The 19,991-nt window shown below is 67.3% G+C and carries 24 protein-coding genes; 20 read left to right on the top strand and 4 right to left on the bottom strand.

Annotated features, from left to right (window positions below; genetic code table 11):
* Nucleotides 1–149 precede the first annotated feature (149 nt).
* From ACSMFO_RS19915 to ACSMFO_RS19885, 7 genes are all read left to right on the top strand, one after another.
* Nucleotides 150–1,274 carry a serine hydrolase domain-containing protein gene (locus ACSMFO_RS19915; protein WP_436460024.1) on the top strand — a complete coding sequence of 375 codons (1,125 nt, stop codon included), beginning with the start codon at nt 150–152 and terminating at the stop codon, nt 1,272–1,274.
* A gap of 675 nt (nt 1,275–1,949) precedes the next feature.
* A complete protein-coding gene (locus ACSMFO_RS19910; protein WP_228694735.1) occupies nt 1,950–3,794 on the top strand; it encodes a selenium-binding family protein in 1,845 nt (614 codons plus the stop codon).
* Nucleotides 3,795–3,875: 81 nt separating this feature from the next.
* Complete coding sequence (locus ACSMFO_RS19905) at nt 3,876–5,636, top strand: hypothetical protein (RefSeq protein ID WP_436460023.1); 1,761 nt, start codon at nt 3,876–3,878, stop codon at nt 5,634–5,636.
* A 25-nt stretch (nt 5,637–5,661) separates the two neighbouring features.
* Nucleotides 5,662–5,889: a hypothetical protein gene (locus ACSMFO_RS19900; protein ID WP_436460022.1), complete on the top strand. Its 228-nt coding sequence runs from the start codon at nt 5,662–5,664 to the stop codon at nt 5,887–5,889.
* Nucleotides 5,890–5,915: 26 nt separating this feature from the next.
* Nucleotides 5,916–6,149 (top strand): hypothetical protein, encoded by a 234-nt coding sequence (locus ACSMFO_RS19895; RefSeq protein ID WP_016331079.1) that lies wholly within the window; start codon nt 5,916–5,918, stop codon nt 6,147–6,149.
* Nucleotides 6,150–6,203: 54 nt separating this feature from the next.
* Entirely contained in the window at nt 6,204–6,695 is a 492-nt protein-coding gene (locus tag ACSMFO_RS19890; RefSeq protein WP_436460021.1) for an MmpS family transport accessory protein, read from the top strand.
* A 73-nt stretch (nt 6,696–6,768) separates the two neighbouring features.
* The gene (locus ACSMFO_RS19885) at nt 6,769–7,263 is read left to right on the top strand and encodes a GNAT family N-acetyltransferase (protein WP_436460020.1); all 495 of its coding nucleotides are present in this window, start codon (nt 6,769–6,771) and stop codon (nt 7,261–7,263) included.
* Between the two features lie 4 nt (nt 7,264–7,267).
* Here ACSMFO_RS19885 and ACSMFO_RS19880 read toward each other — a convergent pair whose 3' ends face one another.
* The 4 genes from ACSMFO_RS19880 to ACSMFO_RS19865 all read right to left on the bottom strand — a co-directional run bounded on the left by ACSMFO_RS19880 (nt 7,268) and on the right by ACSMFO_RS19865 (nt 10,157).
* Nucleotides 7,268–7,888, bottom strand: a complete 621-nt coding sequence (locus ACSMFO_RS19880; RefSeq protein WP_436460019.1) for a hypothetical protein — start codon at nt 7,886–7,888, stop codon at nt 7,268–7,270.
* A 3-nt stretch (nt 7,889–7,891) separates the two neighbouring features.
* Entirely contained in the window at nt 7,892–9,079 is a 1,188-nt protein-coding gene (locus ACSMFO_RS19875; RefSeq protein WP_350573333.1) for a hypothetical protein, read from the bottom strand.
* 15 nt (nt 9,080–9,094) lie between these two features.
* Complete coding sequence (locus ACSMFO_RS19870; protein ID WP_037332695.1) at nt 9,095–9,454, bottom strand: type VII secretion target; 360 nt, start codon at nt 9,452–9,454, stop codon at nt 9,095–9,097.
* Between the two features lie 130 nt (nt 9,455–9,584).
* Entirely contained in the window at nt 9,585–10,157 is a 573-nt protein-coding gene (locus ACSMFO_RS19865) for a YbaB/EbfC family nucleoid-associated protein (protein WP_436460018.1), read from the bottom strand.
* Nucleotides 10,158–10,338: 181 nt separating this feature from the next.
* On the opposite strand from ACSMFO_RS19865, the gene ACSMFO_RS19860 reads away from it, so the two are divergent.
* The 13 genes from ACSMFO_RS19860 to rpsC all read left to right on the top strand — a co-directional run bounded on the left by ACSMFO_RS19860 (nt 10,339) and on the right by rpsC (nt 19,990).
* Complete coding sequence (locus tag ACSMFO_RS19860; protein WP_167551728.1) at nt 10,339–10,485, top strand: hypothetical protein; 147 nt, start codon at nt 10,339–10,341, stop codon at nt 10,483–10,485.
* Between the two features lie 324 nt (nt 10,486–10,809).
* Entirely contained in the window at nt 10,810–11,184 is a 375-nt protein-coding gene (gene rpsL / locus ACSMFO_RS19855) for a 30S ribosomal protein S12 (RefSeq protein WP_003102113.1), read from the top strand.
* On the top strand, nt 11,184–11,654 hold the full coding sequence (gene rpsG, locus ACSMFO_RS19850; protein ID WP_005166770.1) for a 30S ribosomal protein S7: 471 nt from the start codon (nt 11,184–11,186) through the stop codon (nt 11,652–11,654). The genes rpsL and rpsG overlap by 1 nt, the downstream gene beginning before the upstream one ends.
* A 63-nt stretch (nt 11,655–11,717) precedes the next feature.
* Nucleotides 11,718–13,817 carry an elongation factor G gene (fusA, locus tag ACSMFO_RS19845; RefSeq protein ID WP_038519841.1) on the top strand — a complete coding sequence of 700 codons (2,100 nt, stop codon included), beginning with the start codon at nt 11,718–11,720 and terminating at the stop codon, nt 13,815–13,817.
* Between the two features lie 124 nt (nt 13,818–13,941).
* Entirely contained in the window at nt 13,942–15,135 is a 1,194-nt protein-coding gene (tuf, locus tag ACSMFO_RS19840; RefSeq protein WP_007031035.1) for an elongation factor Tu, read from the top strand.
* A 411-nt stretch (nt 15,136–15,546) separates the two neighbouring features.
* Nucleotides 15,547–15,852 carry a 30S ribosomal protein S10 gene (gene rpsJ, locus ACSMFO_RS19835; RefSeq protein WP_003102098.1) on the top strand — a complete coding sequence of 102 codons (306 nt, stop codon included), beginning with the start codon at nt 15,547–15,549 and terminating at the stop codon, nt 15,850–15,852.
* Between the two features lie 34 nt (nt 15,853–15,886).
* On the top strand, nt 15,887–16,537 hold the full coding sequence (gene rplC, locus ACSMFO_RS19830) for a 50S ribosomal protein L3 (RefSeq protein WP_020633317.1): 651 nt from the start codon (nt 15,887–15,889) through the stop codon (nt 16,535–16,537).
* A gap of 2 nt (nt 16,538–16,539) precedes the next feature.
* Nucleotides 16,540–17,226, top strand: coding sequence for a 50S ribosomal protein L4 (gene rplD / locus ACSMFO_RS19825; RefSeq protein WP_005166776.1), 687 nt, complete (start codon nt 16,540–16,542; stop codon nt 17,224–17,226).
* A complete protein-coding gene (gene rplW, locus ACSMFO_RS19820) occupies nt 17,223–17,534 on the top strand; it encodes a 50S ribosomal protein L23 (protein ID WP_005166778.1) in 312 nt (103 codons plus the stop codon). Before rplD ends, rplW begins: the two co-directional genes overlap by 4 nt.
* Nucleotides 17,535–17,550: 16 nt before the next feature.
* Nucleotides 17,551–18,384 carry a 50S ribosomal protein L2 gene (gene rplB, locus ACSMFO_RS19815; protein WP_005166779.1) on the top strand — a complete coding sequence of 278 codons (834 nt, stop codon included), beginning with the start codon at nt 17,551–17,553 and terminating at the stop codon, nt 18,382–18,384.
* An 18-nt stretch (nt 18,385–18,402) separates the two neighbouring features.
* A complete protein-coding gene (rpsS, locus tag ACSMFO_RS19810; protein ID WP_003102083.1) occupies nt 18,403–18,684 on the top strand; it encodes a 30S ribosomal protein S19 in 282 nt (93 codons plus the stop codon).
* Between the two features lie 29 nt (nt 18,685–18,713).
* Entirely contained in the window at nt 18,714–19,130 is a 417-nt protein-coding gene (rplV, locus tag ACSMFO_RS19805) for a 50S ribosomal protein L22 (protein ID WP_007031038.1), read from the top strand.
* Nucleotides 19,130–19,990: a 30S ribosomal protein S3 gene (gene rpsC / locus ACSMFO_RS19800; RefSeq protein ID WP_038519827.1), complete on the top strand. Its 861-nt coding sequence runs from the start codon at nt 19,130–19,132 to the stop codon at nt 19,988–19,990. The genes rplV and rpsC overlap by 1 nt, the downstream gene beginning before the upstream one ends.
* The last annotated feature ends 1 nt before the right edge of the window (nt 19,991 follow it).

Genomic DNA, 19,991 nt, shown 5'->3' with positions numbered 1-19,991 from the left:
GGGGGCTTTCCCTTTGCCCGCCCCGACCTGCGTTTAGCCCCCTAATCGCGATCCGGCCGACGATCGGCGCGGTATCCGCCTGGATGCGCGACGGATGGCGGGCGATCCCGGGACCGCCGGTCGAAAGGATGGTCGATATGGAATCCCTTGTGACAGAAGAGAACTCGGCCACGAAGAACCTGCGGTCCGCCTTGGACGACGTCCATCGGGCGGGGGTACCGGGGGTGTTCGCCGAGGTGCGGGCGGATGGGCGGATCTGGCGCGGCGCCGCCGGGGTCGCCGATCTGGAAACCGGGCGCCCCGTCGGGACCGGGATGCGGCAGCGCGTCGGCAGTATCACCAAGACGTTCGTCTCGGCCGCGGTTCTGCGTCAGGTCGAGGCGGGGCGGCTCGACCTCGACGCGCCGATCGGCGACTTCCTGCCGCAGCTGGTCCCCGGCGAACGGGGCCGGACGATCACGATCCGCATGCTGCTCAACCACACCAGCGGCCTCGCCGAATACCTGCCCTACGCGTTCCCGTCGCTTCAGAAACTCGCCCCCGAGAGTCTCGACGACAACCGGTTTCAGGAGTTCCGCCCGGCGGAGCTGATCGCGATCGGTGTCGGTGCGCCCGCCACCGGTGAGCCGGGCAGCACTCCCGGGATCTACTCCAACACGAACTACCTGCTGCTGGGCGAACTGCTGGAGCACCTGACCGGTGTCCCCATGGAGGAGCACATCTCCCGCGCCATCATCGAACCCGCGGGTCTCGCGAACACCGGCTTTCCCGCCGGTCCGCGTATCGAGGAGCCGCACTCGCGGATGTACGAAGCGCTGTTCGGCGCGATCGATCCGCCGCGCGACTACAGCGTCTACAACATGTCCTGGGTGATGGCTGGCGCCGGTCTGGTCTCGACCGTCGACGATCTCAACCGCTTCTACCGCAAACTGCTGGACGGGGAGATCGTCAGCCCGTCTTCGCTGGCGGAGATGCAGCGTCTGGTGCCGGTCATCGCGCAGGACGGGCGGCTGATCGACTACGGGCTCGGCCTGTACAAGACCGAGATCCCGGGGCACGGCGTCTTCTGGGGTCACGACGGCACGGTCTGGGGAGCGTTGACGATGGCCTGGGCCGGCCCCGACGGCGGACGGCAGTTCTCCGCCGCGATGAACCTCGTGCGGTGGCGCAAGCCGGACCCCGAAGGAACCCCGCACCCCATCGACGACGCCCTGGCGACCCTCAAGCACCAGGCCCTCAGCGGCCCCGCCTCCGACCTGCGTTTAGCCCCCTAATCGCGATCCGGCGCCGACCTGCGTTTCGCCCCCTAAACGCGATCCGGGGCGGGCGGGCGCAGGTCGGGGCCGGGGCGTAGCGCGAGGAGGGGCGTGAAAGCTCCGATGGCAACTTCGTCCCTGAGGGCGTCGCGGCACCAGAGTTCCCGGGATTGAGTAACGAACTCATAACGCCGCTGCGAGGGCTGCAGGCGGGTTACTGGTCCGTTGTGACCTGCGGTAGTGCCGCCAAGTGGTCCAATTCCCACTGCTCGGAAAACCGCCACCCGTTCGGCCCAATGGCCCATCCGCATCGTGGGAAAATCACCCGGCCGTGTCATGTCTCATTCTTTGATCACGAGATTGACACTCCGGCGGGTTCACACGAGTATTTCGCCCATGCAATCCCCAGTCGCCTTGGTGTGGCGCCGGCACGTTGACTTGCGGCAGCAAGCAAGCGCGCTGTGTATGGATTCCTGACCTATTCCGGGTTTGTCGCGACGCAGGTTGATTCGCGTATCCGAAACGGATGCGCCGGTTCCCGTGCGCTGACGTTTTCCACTGTGCCGCAACGGTTCCCTGGGTGAACCGGCGGTTGATTGCTTTCCCCTTCGGTCCGTGCGGTCACGCCTGCGCGGAATAGGGGAGAGGTGTGCCGATTGTCTGGCGCTTCGGTAGCGAAAACAGGGAGAAAGAATGCTATCCAACTCGCCCAAGTGGCGAAAAGTGGTGATAGGCGCCTTGGCGGCGGCACTCGCCGCGGGCACGGTGACCTATACCGGTTCCTCGACGAGTGCCTACGCCGACGTCCAGGTCGTCAAGGACGCGAAGAAGGCGGCCGACGGCAAGGAGTACTGGGTCCAGAACCATCTGGTGTCCAAGGACGTCGCGGCGTCCCGGAGCGCGGACGGCAAGCGCAAGAAGTGGCTGCTGGTCTGGGCCGGTGACGAGAACATCGCCGACACCCTGGTCAAGGACATCAAGAATCTGCCGGGCTCGCTCGGCGGTGGCCTGAACAAGATCAAGAACGCGTTGCCCGGTCCGGACTTCCTCGCCGTGATCGACGCGACGCAGGGTTCGCCGACCTACGGCAAGGTCGTCAACACCGCCACCGTCGGCCCGCTCGTCGAGAACGAGCCGCACCACATGCAGTACGTGTGGCACAAGGGCGACACGATCTACGCCGGCGCGCTGTTCGCCGCCGCGACGTACGCCTTCGACGTCTCCGCGTTGCCGCAGCTGAAACTCAAGGGCGTCAGCCTCCCGACCCAGACCCTCGGCGGTTCCGTGCCGGACGCGTACTGGGTGCTCAAGGACGGCACCGCCTACGGCACGTACATGGGCGGGCCGGTCGTGCCGGGCCCGCACACCTACGCCAACGGTTCCACCGTGGTGGGCAACGGTTTCGCCGGCAGTCCCGGTGAGGTCGTCCGCTTCGACCAGAACGCGCAGGTGCTTTCCGAGTCCCCGGCCGCAACACCGCAGGGCGACAACAAGAAGCTGTGCGACAACCTCCCGCAACTGGACAAGCCGACCTGCGCCAACCCGCACGGCATCCAGGCGCGCGAGGACCTCAACACCCTGGTCACCAGTGACTACGCCGAGCCGCGCAACATCATCCTCGACCCGGTGAAGCAGCCGTCGCCGTATCTGCGGCGGCCGACCGTCCGCACGTGGGACATCTCCGACCGCAACAAGCCGAAGCTCAAGACGGTCTCGTATCTGCCGGACGGTCCGAGGGCCGATCCCGCGGACCCGCTGCACGCGGAAAGCCGCGCGGTCATGGAGACCACGGTGACCAACCTGCCGGGGCACAAGGGCGCGTTCGCCCAGACCATGCAGGGCGGTGCGGTGTTCTACACGCCGGACATCACCGCCAAGGAACCGCACTGGATCCAGGTGTTCGACGATGGCGCCGCGAACAAGGCGATCCACCCGAACAACGACTCCAACGGTGGCGGGTCGAACGGTGGCTGGATCCAGACCAGCCCCGACGACAAGTACCTCTACCGCGCGATCACCGGCCGCTCCAAGGGCGCGCTCGGCCCGGACGACCCCGGCACCACCGGTGGCGTGTACGTCCTCGACATCCAGAAGCTGCTCGCCGCCGGCGACAAGGTCGAGAACATCAAGGGCCGGATCGACACGAAGGAGAAGTCCCAGCAGGGCGGTGGCGGCGACCTGCCGACCGTCGTCGGCGCGGCGCCGATCAACCCGGGTACCTCCGGCGGCGGCCCGCACTGGGGCGCGTACGACAACTTCGTGCTCGGCGACGACGGGTACTACCACGAAACCGACAAGCCGCAGCACCTCGCGGTGTCGAACTACTTCGTCGCACGGTCCGGTTTGGACGGTGACCACAAGGTGAACCTGCTGAACCTCGGCGAGGACGGGAAGGTCGCGGTCGACCAGAACTTCCGGGACGAGTTCACCGGGCAGGTCGGGATCAACTTCAACCGGAAGACCTGGCCGCACGGGTCCTTCGGCAACGCCAAGCCGCACTCCGAACTGTTCGTCGTGGCGGACGCGGATCTCAAGTAACCCTGTTCGGCGCGGAAGGTCGTGGGTGGCGGGCACACTCCGCCACCCACGGCTCCGCCGATCTGCTCGGAGAAGGTCCCCATGGATCACCACGTCATCCCGGCGAGCTCGGGTTCGGCCGGAGCCGACATCGCCCTCGTCCTGCTCCGGCTCGGACTGCTGCTGGCGACCGCTTTCCTTGCGGGCACAGGCATTCTGCGCCCGTTGGTAGACGAACTGCCCAGCCGCCTTCGCCTCACCATCGCCGCTCTCGGCGGGGTTTCCGCCGTGTTCGCCGCGGTTTCCGCCTTCGCGACCGACGTCAACGTCATCGCGCTGATCGTGCATCTCGTGCTGGCGCTGGCGATTCCCGTCCTGGTCCGCTGGCCGTCGGCAGGCCGCTGGGCCTCGCTCGCGCTCGCCGCGTTGGTCGTGCTCGAAACCTCGCTCGGACGGACAGGTGTCGAATTCGCCATCGACACCGTCTACGTCGCGGCCGCGGCCTTGTGGTTCGGCGTCACCGTTCTCTCCATCTGGGTGCCTGCCGGGCAATGGCGCCAGACGAACTTCCGGCTCGGCCCGCTTTCCCTGACGCTGGGCGGACTTCTCGTCGTGGCGGGGGCGGTCCAGCTGTTCTCCTCCGGTCTGGGGTTCGACCGCCGGATCTACGGCACGCTCTTCGGCCTGACGTTGCTGGTGATCGCTCTGCTGCCGATCATCGCCACCGTCGTCGCGGGTTTCTTCTTCTCGGACAAGGAATCCACGCGTGCCTATCGGTTCGGCGCGGCCGCCGTGGCCGTCGGCTTCGTCGCCTGGAGCGCCCTCGCGGCCATTCCCGAACCGCCCAAGCTGCCGACTCCCGGTGTCGCGCTGCTCGCCGACGCCGCCATCGGCGAGCAGCGGTTCCCCGTACTGGTGAGCCCGCAGCGGCCCGGCAAGAACCTCGTCCATTTCCCCGCGAGCGCGGGAGAAGACCTGTCCGCCGGGATCGAAGGCGGCCTGGTCGGCAAGGCCATCGTGCGCCCCGGCGCCGAAGGCACCTGGGCCGAGGTCGACCTGCCGAAGGGCCGCAGCGACCTCATCATCAGCCGAGGCGGGGAGAAGACGACGATCGAGGTCGACGCGGGGGAGGAGCCGGGCCTCGCCATCGAAGACGCGGACGCGCCCGAATGCGCTTCGGCCGCCTTGGGCGGCTTGATCGCCGACCGCCGCGAAGTGCTCACGTCCTGCCCCGCGGACGCGCTTTCCCGTGAGGACAGCGGTTCTCTCGTCAAACTCGTCGAATTCCTCGCCGGGCGCAAACCTTCCGCGCTCACCCTCGTCGAGGACGCCTCGCCGCGCAGCGTGGCCGCCGCGAAGCTGGTTCGTGACACCGCCGCGCGGGCCGGCCTGCCGGTGCAGGCCGAGGCGGGGCCGAACACCGCGTTGCTCGTCGTGTCCGGCTGGACGGGCGGCTACACGGCGATGACCCGCGCGGCCGAGTCCCAACGACTCAAGCCGACCCACCAGTACGGCCTGTACCTGGCGCCCTGGCTGCTGAACGGGCCGATCGTCAACTCCGTCGCGAGTTCCTCGATACCGCTGAGGTTCGACCCGCGCGAGCAGGTCGCCGTCAGCTTCGCCGTCGCCGCGGGCAACGCCTTCGGCGGCGAAAGTCCGACGCTCGGCGGCTTCCGTGGCTGGCTGGGCGACCAGTGGCGGTCGATTAACGGCGATGTCCAGATCTTCGCGGCGGCGCAGGTCAACGCCATGCCGATGTACCCGGGCGAACCGCACGCCGTCGGGATGATCGCCGACCGGAACTACGCCGGGCAATGGATCCCCGACGGAACGATCGTGCCGGTCAGTTCGGTACTGCGGTGATTTCAACGAAAGAATGGGAGAAGAAATGAAGCGAATCGCGGCCCGTGTGCTGCTGCCACTCGCCCTCGCGGGCGCGCTGTCCGGACTCGCCGGCGGTGTCGCCTCGGCCGAGCCGCTGCCGGGTCTGCCCGCCGGAGGTCCTGCGGTCTGGCTGATCCCCGGCCTCGACCTCGGCGGACTGCTCGGCCCGGCCGTCCCCGTGCCCACCGACGTCCTCGCCCCGATCTACGGGATCATCACGCCCATTTCGTAAAACCGTTACCAGCAAAGGAGAATCCCATGAAGAAGACCTTCGTCCGCGCGGTCACCGGCGCCGCGCTCGCCGGCCTCGTCGTGCTCGGCTCGGCGGCTCCGGCACTCGCCGCGCAGGACGCCCCGAACGATGTCGTGGTCGTCGACGAACCCGACACGAGCGATCTCAACAACATCTGGACGTTCGCGCCGCTCGGCGTCCCGGTGCTGGGGCTGATCCAGTCGCTCAACGGCGTCCCCGGCCGGCTGCTGCCGTCCTGACTTCCGTGGCGGCGCGGCTCACGGGCCGCGCCGCCGCTTTCGGTGAGGAGACCGATGGCCGACAGACAACTGATCGGGCGCATCGCCATCGCGGGGATCGTGGTGGCCGCGCTCGCGACCTGTGTGGTGCTGCTCAACGGCGGTGAGGAGCCGCGGGCCGAGACCGTGGCCGTGGTCGGCGAACCGGCCGAGGCCGCGCCGTCGCGGGGACCGGACCGCACGATCACGCGGACGCTCAGCCAGGCGCAGCCGCAGCCGGTGTCGAACGACTGGCAGATCGCGTACGAGCTCATCGGGACGGGGACCGCGACCGTGGTCTACGACTCCAACGGGCTGGGGCTCGTGCACCAGGAGCTGCAGGTGACGCTGCCGTGGCGCAAGGAGCTCACGTGGAAGAGCACCGGCACCCCGCCGACCGTCCAGCTGATGGGGCAGGGCGAGGGTGCCGTCGAATGCCGGGTGGCCGTGGGCGGCGCCGTGGTCACTTCGGAGAAGTCCGCCCCCGGTGAGGTCGCCACCTGCGCCGGCCGCCTTGCCCCCTCCTGACCTGCGTTTAGCCCCCTAATCGCGATCCGGCGGCAGGGGGAAAACCGGTGGCCAGGGTCGGCAGAATGTAGTCATGACCTGGAGCTTCGAAGTCACCCCCGTCGATCACCCGGACGCCGCCCAGTTGCTGCGCGAGTACCTGGACGAAATCGCGTCCCGCTTCTACGAGCGCCAGGTCACCGAAGAGGAGCTCGACGGCTTGCTCCTGGAGCACCACAGCCGTGATCTGGTCCCGCCGACCGGCACCTTCCTCCTCGCCTGGCGCGACGGGGTACTCGCCGGGTGCGCCGGGCTGCGGGTCGCCTCGCCCGACATCACCGAGCTCACCCGCGTCTTCCTGCGGAAGTCCGAGCGCGGCAATGGCGGCGCCGCGCTGCTCGTGGCCGCCGCCGAAGACGTCGCCCGCGGCCTCGGCGCCTCGTTGATCCGTCTCGACACCAGGCGCGACCTGGTCGAGGCGAGGGCCCTGTACGCGCGCCTCGGCTACGACGAGGTCGAGCCCTTCAACAACGAACCCTTCGCCCACCACTTCTTCGCGAAGTCCCTGGAAGTCCCGGATCGCGTTTAGCCCGCTAAACGCGATCCGGTGGGGTGGAGGTGAGCGGGGCCCGGTCGGCGACATCGGCCAGGTAGTCCAAAGTGCGCAGGAGTTGCTTCCCGCTCGGCAGCACCTTCGGGACCACCGCCACCGTCCGCCCGGACGTGTGGAACTCGCGGCACCGGCCCGCGTTCGCCGTCAGCCACTCACGGACGTCGGGACGCAGGACGAACGCGGGATTCGAGCAGTCCACTTCGGATCCGCTGATCGAGAGCGTGCAGTTCGGCATGGCCGCGCCCGCCTCGACGTGCACGACCGTCCGCAGCGAACCGGACTCGCGGGTGCCGTCCTGGCGGAACCCGGCGCCCGGCCGGTGATACCGGTAGACGCCGAACGGCTTCCCCCGGTGCGTGCCCACCACCGCCTGGTCGATCGACTCGCCCGCCCGCCGCAACGGCGCGGGCGCCCGGCCGGTCGCGGGCTGCTCGTGCCGCCCGCCCGCGGCACCGAGCCGGGCACCGCTGTAGAAGTCCCAGCCCCGTTCCCGCGCCAACGTGGCCAGCCCGCGTTTCTTCGCCGCCCCGGCGAGAATCCACCAGACGGCGAGCACGATCGGCAACGCCACCGCGACGATGGCGATGATCCACGCGGTCACGGCTCAGAAGTCCAGATTGTCGGAGGCTTCCTCGGGTGTCTGTTCGTCGTCACCCACCGAACCGTACTGGCCTGCCTTGATCCCGCCCGACGTGTACGTGCCGGCCTTCCCGGCGACACCCGCCGCGACCTCACCCTTCTCACGGCCCGTCTCCGGCGTCTTCCAGCTGCCGTCCGGATTCGTGGCCTTGCCGAGCCCGACGGTGTTCAGCGCGGCCTTCTTCGTGGCCGACGTCATCCGCTCACCGAAGCCGTCCGCGAGCCTGCCGCCCATGGCGCCGTCCTTCGAGGCGAACTTGCCCCACGCGGACGCGCCCGGCCCCGCCGCCAGCTGCGCGGTGGACTTGTTGTGGGCCATCAGCTCCTTGTAGTTGCCCTTCCACTTGCCGAAGAACTCCTTGAGCTTGCCGAGGAACTGCTTGATCTTGTCGAGCAGCTGGCGGAGCTTGTTCAGGAACTTCTGCACCTTCGACGTCGTCGAGACCGCGCGGGTGGCCGTCAGCCCGCCCGCCGTCGCCGTCGAACCGCCGCAGGTCGGGACGGCCGCGGCCAGCGCCGGGATCCAGATCATGATCAGCCAGGTGATGAACTCGGTGAGGATCGCCTTGATGAACTCCTCGATCACCGTCATCACCATGCTGGAGATCTGCAGCAGCTGGGCGATGTCCCCGGCCTGTGCGGCGATCCCGTCGATGCCCTGCGCGAACTTCGCCAGTTTGTCGCCCGCCGCGTTCGCCGCGTCACCGGTCCACTGGGACAGCGACGTCTTCGCGTCCTCGTCGAACTTCTTGCTGTAGTTCTGCAGGTAGACGCCGATGTTGTTGAAGTTGCCCGCCGCGTTCGACAACGCCGGACCGTCGCCGCTCACCATGTGGATGGCGTCCTGGATCGGCTGGCACACGTTCATCAGGAAGCTGAGCCCCTGGCCGACCAGCCAGCCGATCGGGTCGCTGGCGATGTCCGCGACGCCCATGCACGAGCTGACGAAGCCGGCGCCGCTGGCCGCGATGGTCCCGATGTCGCTCGCCTGGAACCCGTCCGCGGTCGCCTTCTTGACGGTGTCGAAGGTGCTGAAGCCACTGCCGATCGGCCCGGGCAGCGAGGTCAGCATCTTGTCCGTGCGGATGGTGTCCGGGTTGTAGTCGTTGATCTGGATCTTGGTGTGTTCGCCGGTGATCTTCTGATCGGCCACGATCAGTCCCCCTCGCTACTTGGCCGGCCCCATCTTCGGTGTCCTCGATTGCGCCGGCTGCTCCAGCAGCTTGAGGATTTCGTTGAGCGCCTTGACGTTGTCGTCTTCGTTCCGCTCGTAGGCGGTGGCGGCGTTGCCGAGCTTCTCCGATGCCGCGGTCAGCCCCGCGGACATCTCGATCAGCAGATCCTGCAGATCGGTGAGCATCGACGTGTACTCGTGCTTCACGAACAGGCCGACGACTCCCCATGACTCGTCGCCGACGTCGGACTGCTGCGTCAGCCGTCCGACCTCGTTCGGGATCTGGACGTCCTGCCCGAGCTTGCCCGAGTAGGTGCGCAGAGCGCTGATCACCACCTCATGCCCTCCGGCCATCGGCGGTCCCTCCCTTCGCGCACCTTCCGATGCGGCTCGTCGTGATCGGCGCCTTGGACCCGGCTGCCCCGCCTGCGGTTCCCAGCGCCGCGGATCGCGTTTAGCCCGCTAAAGGCGATCCGGTCCCGGGTCAGTGGTCGTCGTCGAACAGGTTCTTCAGGAAACGGTCGCCGTCCGAGGCGCTCGACGCCGGGGGTGGCGGGGTCTGGGGCCGCTGCGGTTCGTCGGCGGATTTGAGGACGGAACGCTCGGAGTAGTCGTCGGCCTGCTGCTCGGCGGCCGGCCGCGACGGGGACTCCTCTTCCATCCGCGCCCGCATCTCCTCGACGGTGGTGCCGAACAGGTCCGCCTGGGTCTCCAGCACCTGGTCCACCAGATTGAGGTCGTCGCCCATGTGCTCTTCGACGATCGTGGCCTGTTTGCGGGCCGCTTCGGCCACGGCCTGCTGGATGGTCGACATCAGCGCCGCGGAAAGCGCGTCCGGACGCTGGCGAAGGGCGTCCTCGGTGAATTTGACGTTCATGATCGCGCCGCCGGGCCCGGCGACCACCGTCACCGAACGGTCCGAAGAGGACGCCGTCGCCTCGATCCTGCTGAGCTCGTCCTGCATCCCGCCGACGTTCGCGAGCCGGTCGTCGACGTTCTGGAGCTGGGACTGGAACTTGTCGAATTGCGCGACCAGCTGCTCGAACTCGGCGGACATGGAGCCTCCCCATACTTGCGGTACGCCGGGGTGAACCGACGCTGTGACCAGTCTCATCGTGACTCATTCACCGGTTCGACGCGACGGGGTGGTTATCGGATCCATCCGGCTCACCCGATAGGGGAATAGGTAGCGTGGTCCGCCGAGCAGGGCGGTATCAGTACTAACGAGGGGAGGCGTCATGGACGCCGAGCAGCAGGAAAGCACCGAGGAACCCAAGCGGGGAAGTCACGCGGCGCCGGAGGGGGCTCCCGTGCATCCGTTGATCGATCTTTCCCGTGACCCGCACCCGGGCCGGGCGGACCACGCGAAGCCCGAAGAGGAATAAGAACGGCCCGAAACGCCGTTCCATCAGGGTGGCCGCGGCGTGACGCCCGGCACGATATAGTTATCGACCCCCCGATTTGGCCGGTCCGGAAGTGGCCGGGTATCTTTGGAGACCGTGCCCGGCAGGCGTCGGGCCGTCCCGTGTGCCGTGCGGCACGGACGGGGTGCTCAGGCATCCGGTCCGAAGGCTTCGCCCACGCGGGATCCGACGGAAAATCCCTACGGGAAGTTACCGGTCGCAAGACCGTGACGCGGGCCGACACGCCCGACCGCGGGGGCCGGAGACAACACGTAGTAGCAAGATCGCGAACAGAAAGCTGGTCCATTGCCCACGATCCAGCAGCTGGTCCGTAAGGGCCGCCAGGACAAGGCTGCCAAGCAGAAGACCGCGGCCCTCAAGGGGAGCCCGCAGCGGCGTGGCGTGTGCACTCGCGTGTACACCACAACCCCCAAGAAGCCGAACTCGGCGCTTCGCAAGGTCGCTCGTGTGAAGCTGACCAGCGGCATCGAGGTCACCGCCTACATTCCCGGTGAAGGCCACAACCTGCAGGAGCACTCGATGGTGCTCGTGCGCGGTGGTCGTGTGAAGGACCTGCCGGGTGTCCGTTACAAGATCATCCGCGGTTCGCTCGACACCCAGGGTGTCAAGAACCGTAAGCAGGCGCGCAGCCGGTACGGCGCGAAGAAGGAGAAGAGCTAATGCCCCGCAAGGGTCCGGCCCCGAAGCGGCCGCTGATCTCTGACCCCGTCTACGCATCCCCGCTGGTCACCCAGCTGGTGAACAAGGTGCTGAAGGACGGCAAGCGGTCCCTGGCCGAGCGCATCGTCTACGGCGCCCTCGAAGGTGCTCGCGAGAAGACCGGCACCGACCCGGTCGTCACGCTGAAGCGCGCCCTCGACAACGTGAAGCCCACCATCGAGGTGAAGAGCCGCCGCGTCGGTGGCGCCACCTACCAGGTGCCGATCGAGGTCAAGCCGGGCCGCTCCACCACCCTCGCGCTGCGCTGGCTCGTCTCCTTCTCCGCGGCCCGCCGCGAGAAGACCATGATCGAGCGTCTGCAGAACGAACTGCTCGACGCGAGCAACGGCCTCGGCGCCAGCGTGAAGCGGCGTGAGGACACCCACAAGATGGCCGAGTCCAACAAGGCCTTCGCGCACTACCGCTGGTGATGACCGCCCGGCTGCCGATCAAAGCCTTGCCGGGCCCCAATTTTGAGACAGGGGAACACTCTCGTGGCACGTGAAGTGCTGACCGACCTGAACAAGGTCCGCAACATCGGCATCATGGCCCACATCGACGCCGGTAAGACCACCACCACCGAGCGGATCCTGTTCTACACCGGGGTCAACTACAAGATCGGTGAAGTCCACGATGGCGCCGCCACCATGGACTGGATGGAGGAGGAGCAGAAGCGGGGTATCACCATCACCTCGGCTGCCACCACCACGTTCTGGGCCGACCACCAGATCAACATCATCGACACTCCGGGCCACGTCGACTTCACCGTCGAGGTGGAGCGTTCGCTCCGCGTGCTCGATGGTGCCGTCGCCGTCTTCGACGGCAAGGAAGGTGTCGAGCCGCAGTCCGAGCAGGTCTGGCGTCAGGCGGACAAGTACGAGGTTCCTCGTATCTGCTTCGTCAACAAGATGGACAAGCTCGGCGCGGACTTCTACTTCACCGTCCGCACCATCGAGGAGCGCCTCGGTGCCCGTCCGCTGGTCATCCAGCTGCCGATCGGCGCCGAGAGCGAGTTCGAAGGCGTCGTCGACCTGGTCCGCATGAAGGCGCTGACCTGGCGCGGCGAGGTCCAGAAGGGCGAGGACTACGCCGTCGAGGAGATCCCGGCCGAGCTCGCCGACAAGGCGGCCGAGTACCGGGAGAAGCTGGTCGAGGCCGTCGCCGAGACCGACGACTCGCTGATGGAGAAGTTCCTCGAGGGCGAAGAGCTCACCGAGGCCGAGATCAAGGCCGGCATCCGGAAGCTCACCGTCGCCCGCGAGGCGTACCCGGTGCTCACCGGTTCCGCGTTCAAGAACAAGGGCGTCCAGCCCATGCTCGACGCGGTCATCGACTACCTTCCGTCGCCGCTGGACGTCCCGGCCGTCGAGGGCACGCTGCCCGACGGCGAGACCCCGGTCACCCGGAAGCCGTCCGTCGACGAGCCGTTCTCCGCTCTGGCGTTCAAGATCGCGGCGCACCCGTTCTTCGGCAAGCTGACCTACATCCGGGTGTACTCGGGCAAGGTCTCCTCCGGCGCGCAGCTGATCAACGCCACCAAGGAGCGCAAGGAGCGCATCGGGAAGCTCTTCCAGATGCACTCCAACAAGGAGAACCCGGTCGACGAGGCCCAGGCCGGCCACATCTACGCGGTCATCGGCCTGAAGGACACCACCACCGGTGACACCCTCGCCGACCCGCAGAACCCGGTCGTCCTCGAGTCGATGACGTTCCCGGCGCCGGTCATCCGCGTCGCGATCGAGCCGAAGACCAAGGCCGACCAGGAGAAGCTGTCCCTGGCGATCCAGAAGCTGGCCGAAGAGGACCCGACGTTCCAGGTCAACCTGGACGAGGACACCGGCCAGACGATCATCGCCGGTATGGGCGAGCTGCACCTCGAGGTGCTGGTCAACCGCATGAAGTCCGACTACAAGGTCGAGGCGAACATCGGTAAGCCGCAGGTCGCCTACCGCGAGACGGTGCGCAAGACGGTCGAGAAGCTCGACTACGTGCACAAGAAGCAGACCGGTGGTTCCGGTCAGTTCGCGAAGGTCATCGTCAAGCTCGAGCCGCTCGAGTCCACCGACGGTGCCCTCTACGAGTTCGACAACAAGGTCACCGGTGGCCGCGTGCCGCGGGAGTACATCCCGTCGGTCGACGCGGGCGCACAGGACGCCATGCAGTACGGCGTGCTGGCCGGCTACCCGCTCGTCGGGTTGAAGTTCACCTTGTTGGACGGCGCGTACCACGAGGTCGACTCTTCGGAAATGGCCTTCAAGATCGCCGGCTCCATGGCGATGAAGGAAGCCGCGAAGAAGGCCGGTCCGGTCATCCTCGAGCCGCTGATGGCCGTCGAGGTCACCACGCCCGAGGACTACATGGGCGATGTGATCGGCGACCTCAACTCCCGCCGTGGCCAGATCCAGGCCATGGAGGAGCGCGCCGGTACCCGTGTCGTCAAGGCACTGGTCCCGCTGTCGGAGATGTTCGGTTACGTCGGCGACCTGCGTTCGCGTACGCAGGGACGTGCCAACTACTCCATGGTGTTCGACTCCTACGCCGAGGTTCCCGCGAACGTCGCGAAGGAAATCATCGCGAAGGCGACGGGGGAGTAGTTCCCGTCCGCTCGCGGGCATAAGGAACACTCCTGAACGTCCGCAGCATCCGTCAAGAAACGAATCCCCGTCCGACAGCCACGTTGGCCGGTGAGTAAGCAAAACAGTCCAGGAGGACATTCCAGTGGCGAAGGCGAAATTCGAGCGGACCAAGCCGCACGTCAACATCGGGACCATCGGTCACGTCGACCACGGTAAGACCACTCTGACCGCGGCGATCACCAAGGTTCTGCACGACAAGTACCCCGAGCTGAACACCGCTTCGGCGTTCGACCAGATCGACAACGCGCCGGAAGAGAAGCAGCGCGGTATCACGATCAACATCTCGCACGTCGAGTACCAGACCGAGAAGCGTCACTACGCCCACGTGGACGCCCCCGGTCACGCGGACTACATCAAGAACATGATCACCGGTGCGGCGCAGATGGACGGCGCGATCCTCGTGGTCGCGGCGACCGACGGCCCGATGCCGCAGACCCGTGAGCACGTGCTGCTCGCGAAGCAGGTCGGCGTGCCCTACATCGTGGTCGCGCTGAACAAGGCCGACATGGTCGACGACGAGGAGATCCTGGAGCTCGTCGAGCTCGAGGTCCGCGAGCTGCTGTCCTCCCAGGACTTCCCGGGTGACGACGCTCCGGTCATCAAGGTCTCCGGCCTGAAGGCCCTCGAGGGCGACGCCAAGTGGGGCGAGAGCGTTCTCGAGCTGATGGAAGCCGTCGACGAGAACGTGCCGGACCCGGTGCGCGAGCTCGACAAGCCGTTCCTGATGCCGATCGAAGACGTCTTCACGATCACCGGCCGTGGCACGGTCGTGACCGGCCGTATCGAGCGTGGCCGCGTCAACGTGAACGAAGAGGTCGAGATCGTCGGCATCAAGGAGAAGTCGACCAAGACCACCGTCACCGGTGTCGAGATGTTCCGCAAGCTGCTCGACCAGGGTGAGGCCGGCGACAACGTCGGTCTGCTGGTCCGCGGTATCAAGCGCGAGGACGTCGAGCGCGGCCAGGTCGTCGTGAAGCCGGGCACCACCACCCCGCACACGGAGTTCGAGGGCTCGGTCTACATCCTGTCGAAGGACGAGGGTGGCCGTCACACCCCGTTCTTCAACAACTACCGCCCGCAGTTCTACTTCCGTACCACGGACGTGACCGGCGTCGTCACCCTCAAGGAGGGTGTCGAGATGGTCATGCCGGGCGACAACACGGACATCAGCGTCGTGCTGATCCAGCCGGTCGCCATGGACGAGGGCCTGCGTTTCGCCATCCGCGAGGGTGGTCGGACCGTCGGCGCCGGCCAGGTCACCAAGATCATCAAGTGATTTAGGCGCCCCGCCCGGGGGTAATACACCCCCGGGTTAGGGGCGTCAAATCACGTGTGCGACACTATTCAGGTTGCTCGTCCTGGGGCGGCCGAACTCGTACTTCTTTCCGAAGACAGGTTCCGGCCGCCCTGGTATGAGCGGCCACGGTCCGCGGAGCACTTCCTTCGGGTGAGGCTAGCGGGCAAGGGCGTTTGAGACGGCGATTCAAGCTTTTCCGCCGGCTCGATGCCTCCTCACGTTGAGGAAGACCAGGCAAGACGAAGATCCCGCGGGATCCGTCTGTGCGTCGGGCACGACACGCCCGACCGCGTGGACCGGGGACAGGGCCGTTGAACTGGGAAAACCTCAGCCAGGCTGAGGTTTGAAAAGACAAAAGCGGCACGAGACGACAAGGAACGAGCAGCCACCATGGCGGGACAGAAGATCCGCATCCGGCTCAAGGCCTACGACCACGAGGCGATCGACACCTCGGCACGCAAGATCGTCGAGACGGTCACGCGTACCGGCGCCCGTGTTGTCGGGCCGGTGCCGCTGCCCACCGAGAAGAACGTTTACTGCGTCATCCGCTCGCCGCACAAGTACAAGGACTCGCGCGAGCACTTCGAGATGCGCACGCACAAGCGTCTGATCGACATCCTCGACCCGACGCCGAAGACGGTCGACGCGCTCATGCGCATCGACCTGCCGGCGAGCGTCGACGTCAACATCCAGTAGCAGCGGCTGGCGAGCGGCGGAGAGTAAGAGACTCATGTCTGACAGGCAAGTGAAGGGCATCCTGGGCACCAAGCTCGGCATGACCCAGGTCTTCGACGAGAACAACCGGGTCGTCCCGGTGACCGTCGTGCAGGCCGGGCCGAACGTGGTCACCCAGGTTCGGACCCAGGAGAACGACGGCTACAAGGCCGTGCAGCTGGCTTTCGGCGCGGTCGACCCGCGCCGGGTGAACAAGCCGCGCACCGGCCACTTCGACAAGGCGAGCGTGACCCCGCGCCGTTTCCTTGCGGAGCTGCGTACCACCGACGCCGAGACCTACGAGGTCGGCCAGGAGATCACCGCCGAGGTGTTCGAGGCCGGTATCGAGGTCGACGTGACCGGTACCAGCAAGGGCAAGGGCTACGCCGGTGTCATGAAGCGTCACGGCTTCAAGGGCCAGGGCGCGAGCCACGGTGCCCAGGCCGTGCACCGCAAGCCCGGCTCGATCGGTGGCTGCGCCACCCCGGGCCGCGTCTTCAAGGGCCTGCGCATGGCGGGCCGGATGGGCAACGACCGGGTCACCACGCAGAACCTGACCGTGCACGCGGTGCGTGCCGAGGACGGCCTGCTGCTGATCAAGGGCGCCGTGCCCGGTCCCAAGGGCGGCCTGCTGTTCGTTCGCAGCGCCGCGAAGGGTGGTAACTGAACATGACCAGCGTCGAGCTGAAGACCCCGGCCGGTAAAGCCGACGGCACGGTCGAGCTCCCCTCGGAGATCTTCGACGTGCAGGCCAACGTGCCCCTCATGCACCAGGTCGTGGTGGGCCAGCTGGCCGCCGCGCGCCAGGGCACGCATGACACCAAGACCCGCGGTGAAGTCCGCGGTGGTGGCAAGAAGCCGTACCGCCAGAAGGGCACCGGCCGCGCCCGCCAGGGTTCGACCCGTGCGCCGCAGTTCACCGGTGGTGGCGTCGTCCACGGCCCCACGCCGCGTGACTACACCCAGCGGACCCCGAAGAAGATGAAGGCCGCCGCCCTGCGTGGCGCCCTCTCCGACCGGGCCCGTGCCGGACAGCTGCACGTCGTCACCGAACTGGTGACCGGCGAGAAGCCGTCCACCAAGTCCGCCAAGGCCGCCATCGCCGCGCTGACCCAGGCCAAGCGCGTTCTCGTGGTCCTGCACCGCGACGACGAGCTGAGCTGGAACTCGCTGCGGAACCTGGCCGAGGTCCACATCATCACGCCCGACCAGCTCAACACCTACGACGTGTTGGTCAACGACGACGTGGTGTTCACCAAGGCCGCTTACGACGTGTTCGTCGCCGGCCCCGTCCGGGGCAAGGGCGCGAAGGCTTCGGCTCGGTCGAGCGAGGTTGAAGGGAGTGACGAGCAGTGAGTGCGATCGCCATCCCCGATCCCCGCGACATCTTGCTCGCGCCGGTGATCTCCGAGAAGTCCTACGGGCTGCTCGAGGACCACAAGTACACGTTCATCGTCCGCCCGGACGCCAACAAGACCCAGATCAAGATCGCGGTCGAGAAGGTGTTCGGCGTCAAGGTGGTCAGCGTCAACACGGCCAACCGCCAGGGCAAGCGTAAGCGGACTCGCGCCGGCTTCGGCAAGCGCAAGGACACCAAGCGCGCCATCGTGACTCTTTCGGCTGAGAGCAAGCCGATCGAGATCTTCGGCGGACCCACCGCGTAAAGGACTGAGCTGACACATGGGCATCCGCAAGTACAAGCCGACGACCCCGGGTCGTCGCGGTTCCAGCGTCTCCGACTTCGCCGAGATCACTCGGTCCACCCCGGAGAAGTCGCTGCTGCGTCCGCTGAGCAAGTCCGGCGGCCGTAACTCCAGCGGCAAGATCACCACCCGGCACAAGGGCGGTGGCCACAAGCGTGCGTACCGGCTGATCGACTTCCGCCGGAACGACAAGGACGGCGTTCCCGCCAAGGTCGCGCACATCGAGTACGACCCCAACCGGTCCGCTCGTATCGCGCTGCTGCACTACGCCGACGGCGAGAAGCGCTACATCATCGCCCCGGAGAAGCTCAAGCAGGGTGACACGGTCGAGAACGGCCCCCGCGCCGACATCAAGCCGGGTAACAACCTGCCGCTGCGCAACATCCCGGTCGGCACCGTGATCCACGCGATCGAGCTCCGCCCCGGTGGCGGCGCGAAGATGGCGCGGTCCGCCGGCGCCAAGGTGCAGCTGGTGGCGAAGGACGGGCCTTACGCCCAGCTTCGTCTCCCCTCGGGCGAGATCCGCAACGTCGACGTGCGCAACCGCGCCACCATCGGCGAGGTCGGCAACTCCGAGCACTCGAACATCAACTGGGGCAAGGCGGGCCGTAACCGCTGGCGCGGCAAGCGCCCCACCGTCCGTGGTGTCGTCATGAACCCGGTCGACCACCCGCACGGTGGTGGTGAGGGTAAGACCTCCGGTGGTCGCCACCCGGTGAACCCGAACGGTAAGCCCGAAGGCCGCACCCGCCGCCGCAAGGCTTCCGACGCCATGATCGTCCGCCGCCGGCGTACCGGCAAGAAGCGCTGAGCAGGGAGGTAGAAGAACATGCCACGTAGCCTCAAAAAGGGCCCCTTCGTGGACGACCACCTGCTCAAGAAGGTGGACGCTCTCAACGAGTCGGGCAAGAAGACCGTGATCAAGACGTGGTCGCGTCGCTCCACGATCATCCCGGATTTCCTGGGTCACACGATCGCGGTGCACGACGGCCGCAAGCACGTCCCGGTGTTCGTCACCGAGGCGATGGTGGGTCACAAGTTGGGCGAATTCGCGCCGACTCGGACCTTCAAGGGCCACATCAAGGACGACCGCAAGTCGCGCCGCCGCTGAGCGGGCACGAGAGAACAAGGAAGCTAGCGATGAACGCCCAGAACGACGTGGCCGAGGCTTTGCCGACGGCTTACGCGCGGGCTCGCTTCGTCCGGGACTCGCCTACCAAGGTGCGCCGGGTGATCGAGCTGATCAAGGGACGTAGCGCCGCCGACGCCTTGGCCGTGCTCCAGTTCGCCCCGCAGGCGGCAAGCGAGCCGGTCGCGAAGGTGCTCGCCAGCGCCATGGCCAACGCCGAGAACAACCTCGATCTCGACCCGGACACCCTCTGGGTCAAGAACGCCTACGCCGACGAGGGCCCGACCCTCAAGCGCATCCGTCCGCGGGCCCAGGGCCGCGCGTACCGGATCCGCAAGCGGACCAGCCACATCACCGTCGAGGTGGAGTCGCGTCCCAAGGCCGAGGCCAAGAAGGCACAGGGCAAGAAGAAGGCAGGTGGCCGGTAGTGGGCCAGAAGATCAACCCGCACGGCTTCCGCCTGGGTATCACCACGGACTGGAAGTCGCGTTGGTACGCCGACAAGCAGTACGCGGAGTACGTGGCCGAGGACGTCAAGATCCGGAAGCTGCTGTCCACGGGCATGGAGCGCGCCGGGATCTCCAAGGTCGAGATCGAGCGCACCCGTGACCGGGTCCGCGTCGACATCCACACCGCCCGGCCGGGCATCGTCATCGGCCGTCGCGGCGCGGAGGCCGACCGCATCCGCGGCGCGCTGGAGAAGCTGACCGCCAAGCAGGTCCAGCTGAACATCCTCGAGGTCAAGAACCCCGAGGCCGACGCCCAGCTCGTCGCCCAGGGTGTCGCGGAGCAGCTGAGCAACCGTGTGGCGTTCCGCCGCGCGATGCGCAAGGCGATCCAGACCTCCATGCGTTCGCCGCAGGTCAAGGGCATCCGCGTGCAGTGCGGCGGTCGTCTCGGCGGTGCCGAGATGTCCCGCTCCGAGCACTACCGCGATGGCCGCGTCCCGCTGCACACGCTGCGCGCCGACATCGACTACGGCTTCTTCGAGGCCAAGACGACGTTCGGTCGCATCGGCGTGAAGGTGTGGATCTACAAGGGCGAGCTCGTGGGTGGCCTCAAGGCCAAGGAGGCGCGTGACGCCGCCGCGGCCGCCGAGCGCGCCCCGCGCCGTGACCGTGGTGACCGTCCCTCCCGACCGCGCCGTTCCGGCTCGTCGGGCACGACGCCGACCTCGACCGAAGCCGGCCGGGCCGCCGCCGCCGCGAAGAGCGGCGACGCCGCTCCCAAGGGCGACACGGCCACCGAGGCCCCGGCTGCTGAGACTGCAGAAAAGACGGAGGGCTGAC

The sequence above is a fragment of the Amycolatopsis sp. w19 genome (assembly GCF_051373225.1).
In the GTDB taxonomy this organism is placed as follows: Bacteria; Actinomycetota; Actinomycetes; order Mycobacteriales; family Pseudonocardiaceae; genus Amycolatopsis; species Amycolatopsis japonica.
Note: the sequence above shows the minus strand (reverse complement) of the source record. Positions and strands in the feature narration are given on the sequence as shown.

What these genes read in the sequence shown, in the direction of transcription:
- ACSMFO_RS19910 (WP_228694735.1), top strand. Translation starts at nt 1,950, where the DNA reads ATGCTATCCAACTCGCCCAAGTGGCGAAAAGTGGTGATAGGCGCCTTG.
- ACSMFO_RS19905 (WP_436460023.1), top strand. Translation starts at nt 3,876, where the DNA reads ATGGATCACCACGTCATCCCGGCGAGCTCGGGTTCGGCCGGAGCCGAC.
- ACSMFO_RS19900 (WP_436460022.1), top strand. Translation starts at nt 5,662, where the DNA reads ATGAAGCGAATCGCGGCCCGTGTGCTGCTGCCACTCGCCCTCGCGGGC.
- ACSMFO_RS19895 (WP_016331079.1), top strand. Translation starts at nt 5,916, where the DNA reads ATGAAGAAGACCTTCGTCCGCGCGGTCACCGGCGCCGCGCTCGCCGGC.
- ACSMFO_RS19890 (WP_436460021.1), top strand. Translation starts at nt 6,204, where the DNA reads ATGGCCGACAGACAACTGATCGGGCGCATCGCCATCGCGGGGATCGTG.
- ACSMFO_RS19885 (WP_436460020.1), top strand. Translation starts at nt 6,769, where the DNA reads ATGACCTGGAGCTTCGAAGTCACCCCCGTCGATCACCCGGACGCCGCC.
- ACSMFO_RS19870 (WP_037332695.1), bottom strand. Translation starts at nt 9,454, where the DNA reads ATGGCCGGAGGGCATGAGGTGGTGATCAGCGCTCTGCGCACCTACTCG.
- ACSMFO_RS19865 (WP_436460018.1), bottom strand. Translation starts at nt 10,157, where the DNA reads ATGTCCGCCGAGTTCGAGCAGCTGGTCGCGCAATTCGACAAGTTCCAG.
- ACSMFO_RS19860 (WP_167551728.1), top strand. Translation starts at nt 10,339, where the DNA reads ATGGACGCCGAGCAGCAGGAAAGCACCGAGGAACCCAAGCGGGGAAGT.
- rpsG (WP_005166770.1), top strand. Translation starts at nt 11,184, where the DNA reads ATGCCCCGCAAGGGTCCGGCCCCGAAGCGGCCGCTGATCTCTGACCCC.
- rpsJ (WP_003102098.1), top strand. Translation starts at nt 15,547, where the DNA reads ATGGCGGGACAGAAGATCCGCATCCGGCTCAAGGCCTACGACCACGAG.
- rplC (WP_020633317.1), top strand. Translation starts at nt 15,887, where the DNA reads ATGTCTGACAGGCAAGTGAAGGGCATCCTGGGCACCAAGCTCGGCATG.
- rplD (WP_005166776.1), top strand. Translation starts at nt 16,540, where the DNA reads ATGACCAGCGTCGAGCTGAAGACCCCGGCCGGTAAAGCCGACGGCACG.
- rplB (WP_005166779.1), top strand. Translation starts at nt 17,551, where the DNA reads ATGGGCATCCGCAAGTACAAGCCGACGACCCCGGGTCGTCGCGGTTCC.
- rpsS (WP_003102083.1), top strand. Translation starts at nt 18,403, where the DNA reads ATGCCACGTAGCCTCAAAAAGGGCCCCTTCGTGGACGACCACCTGCTC.
- rplV (WP_007031038.1), top strand. Translation starts at nt 18,714, where the DNA reads ATGAACGCCCAGAACGACGTGGCCGAGGCTTTGCCGACGGCTTACGCG.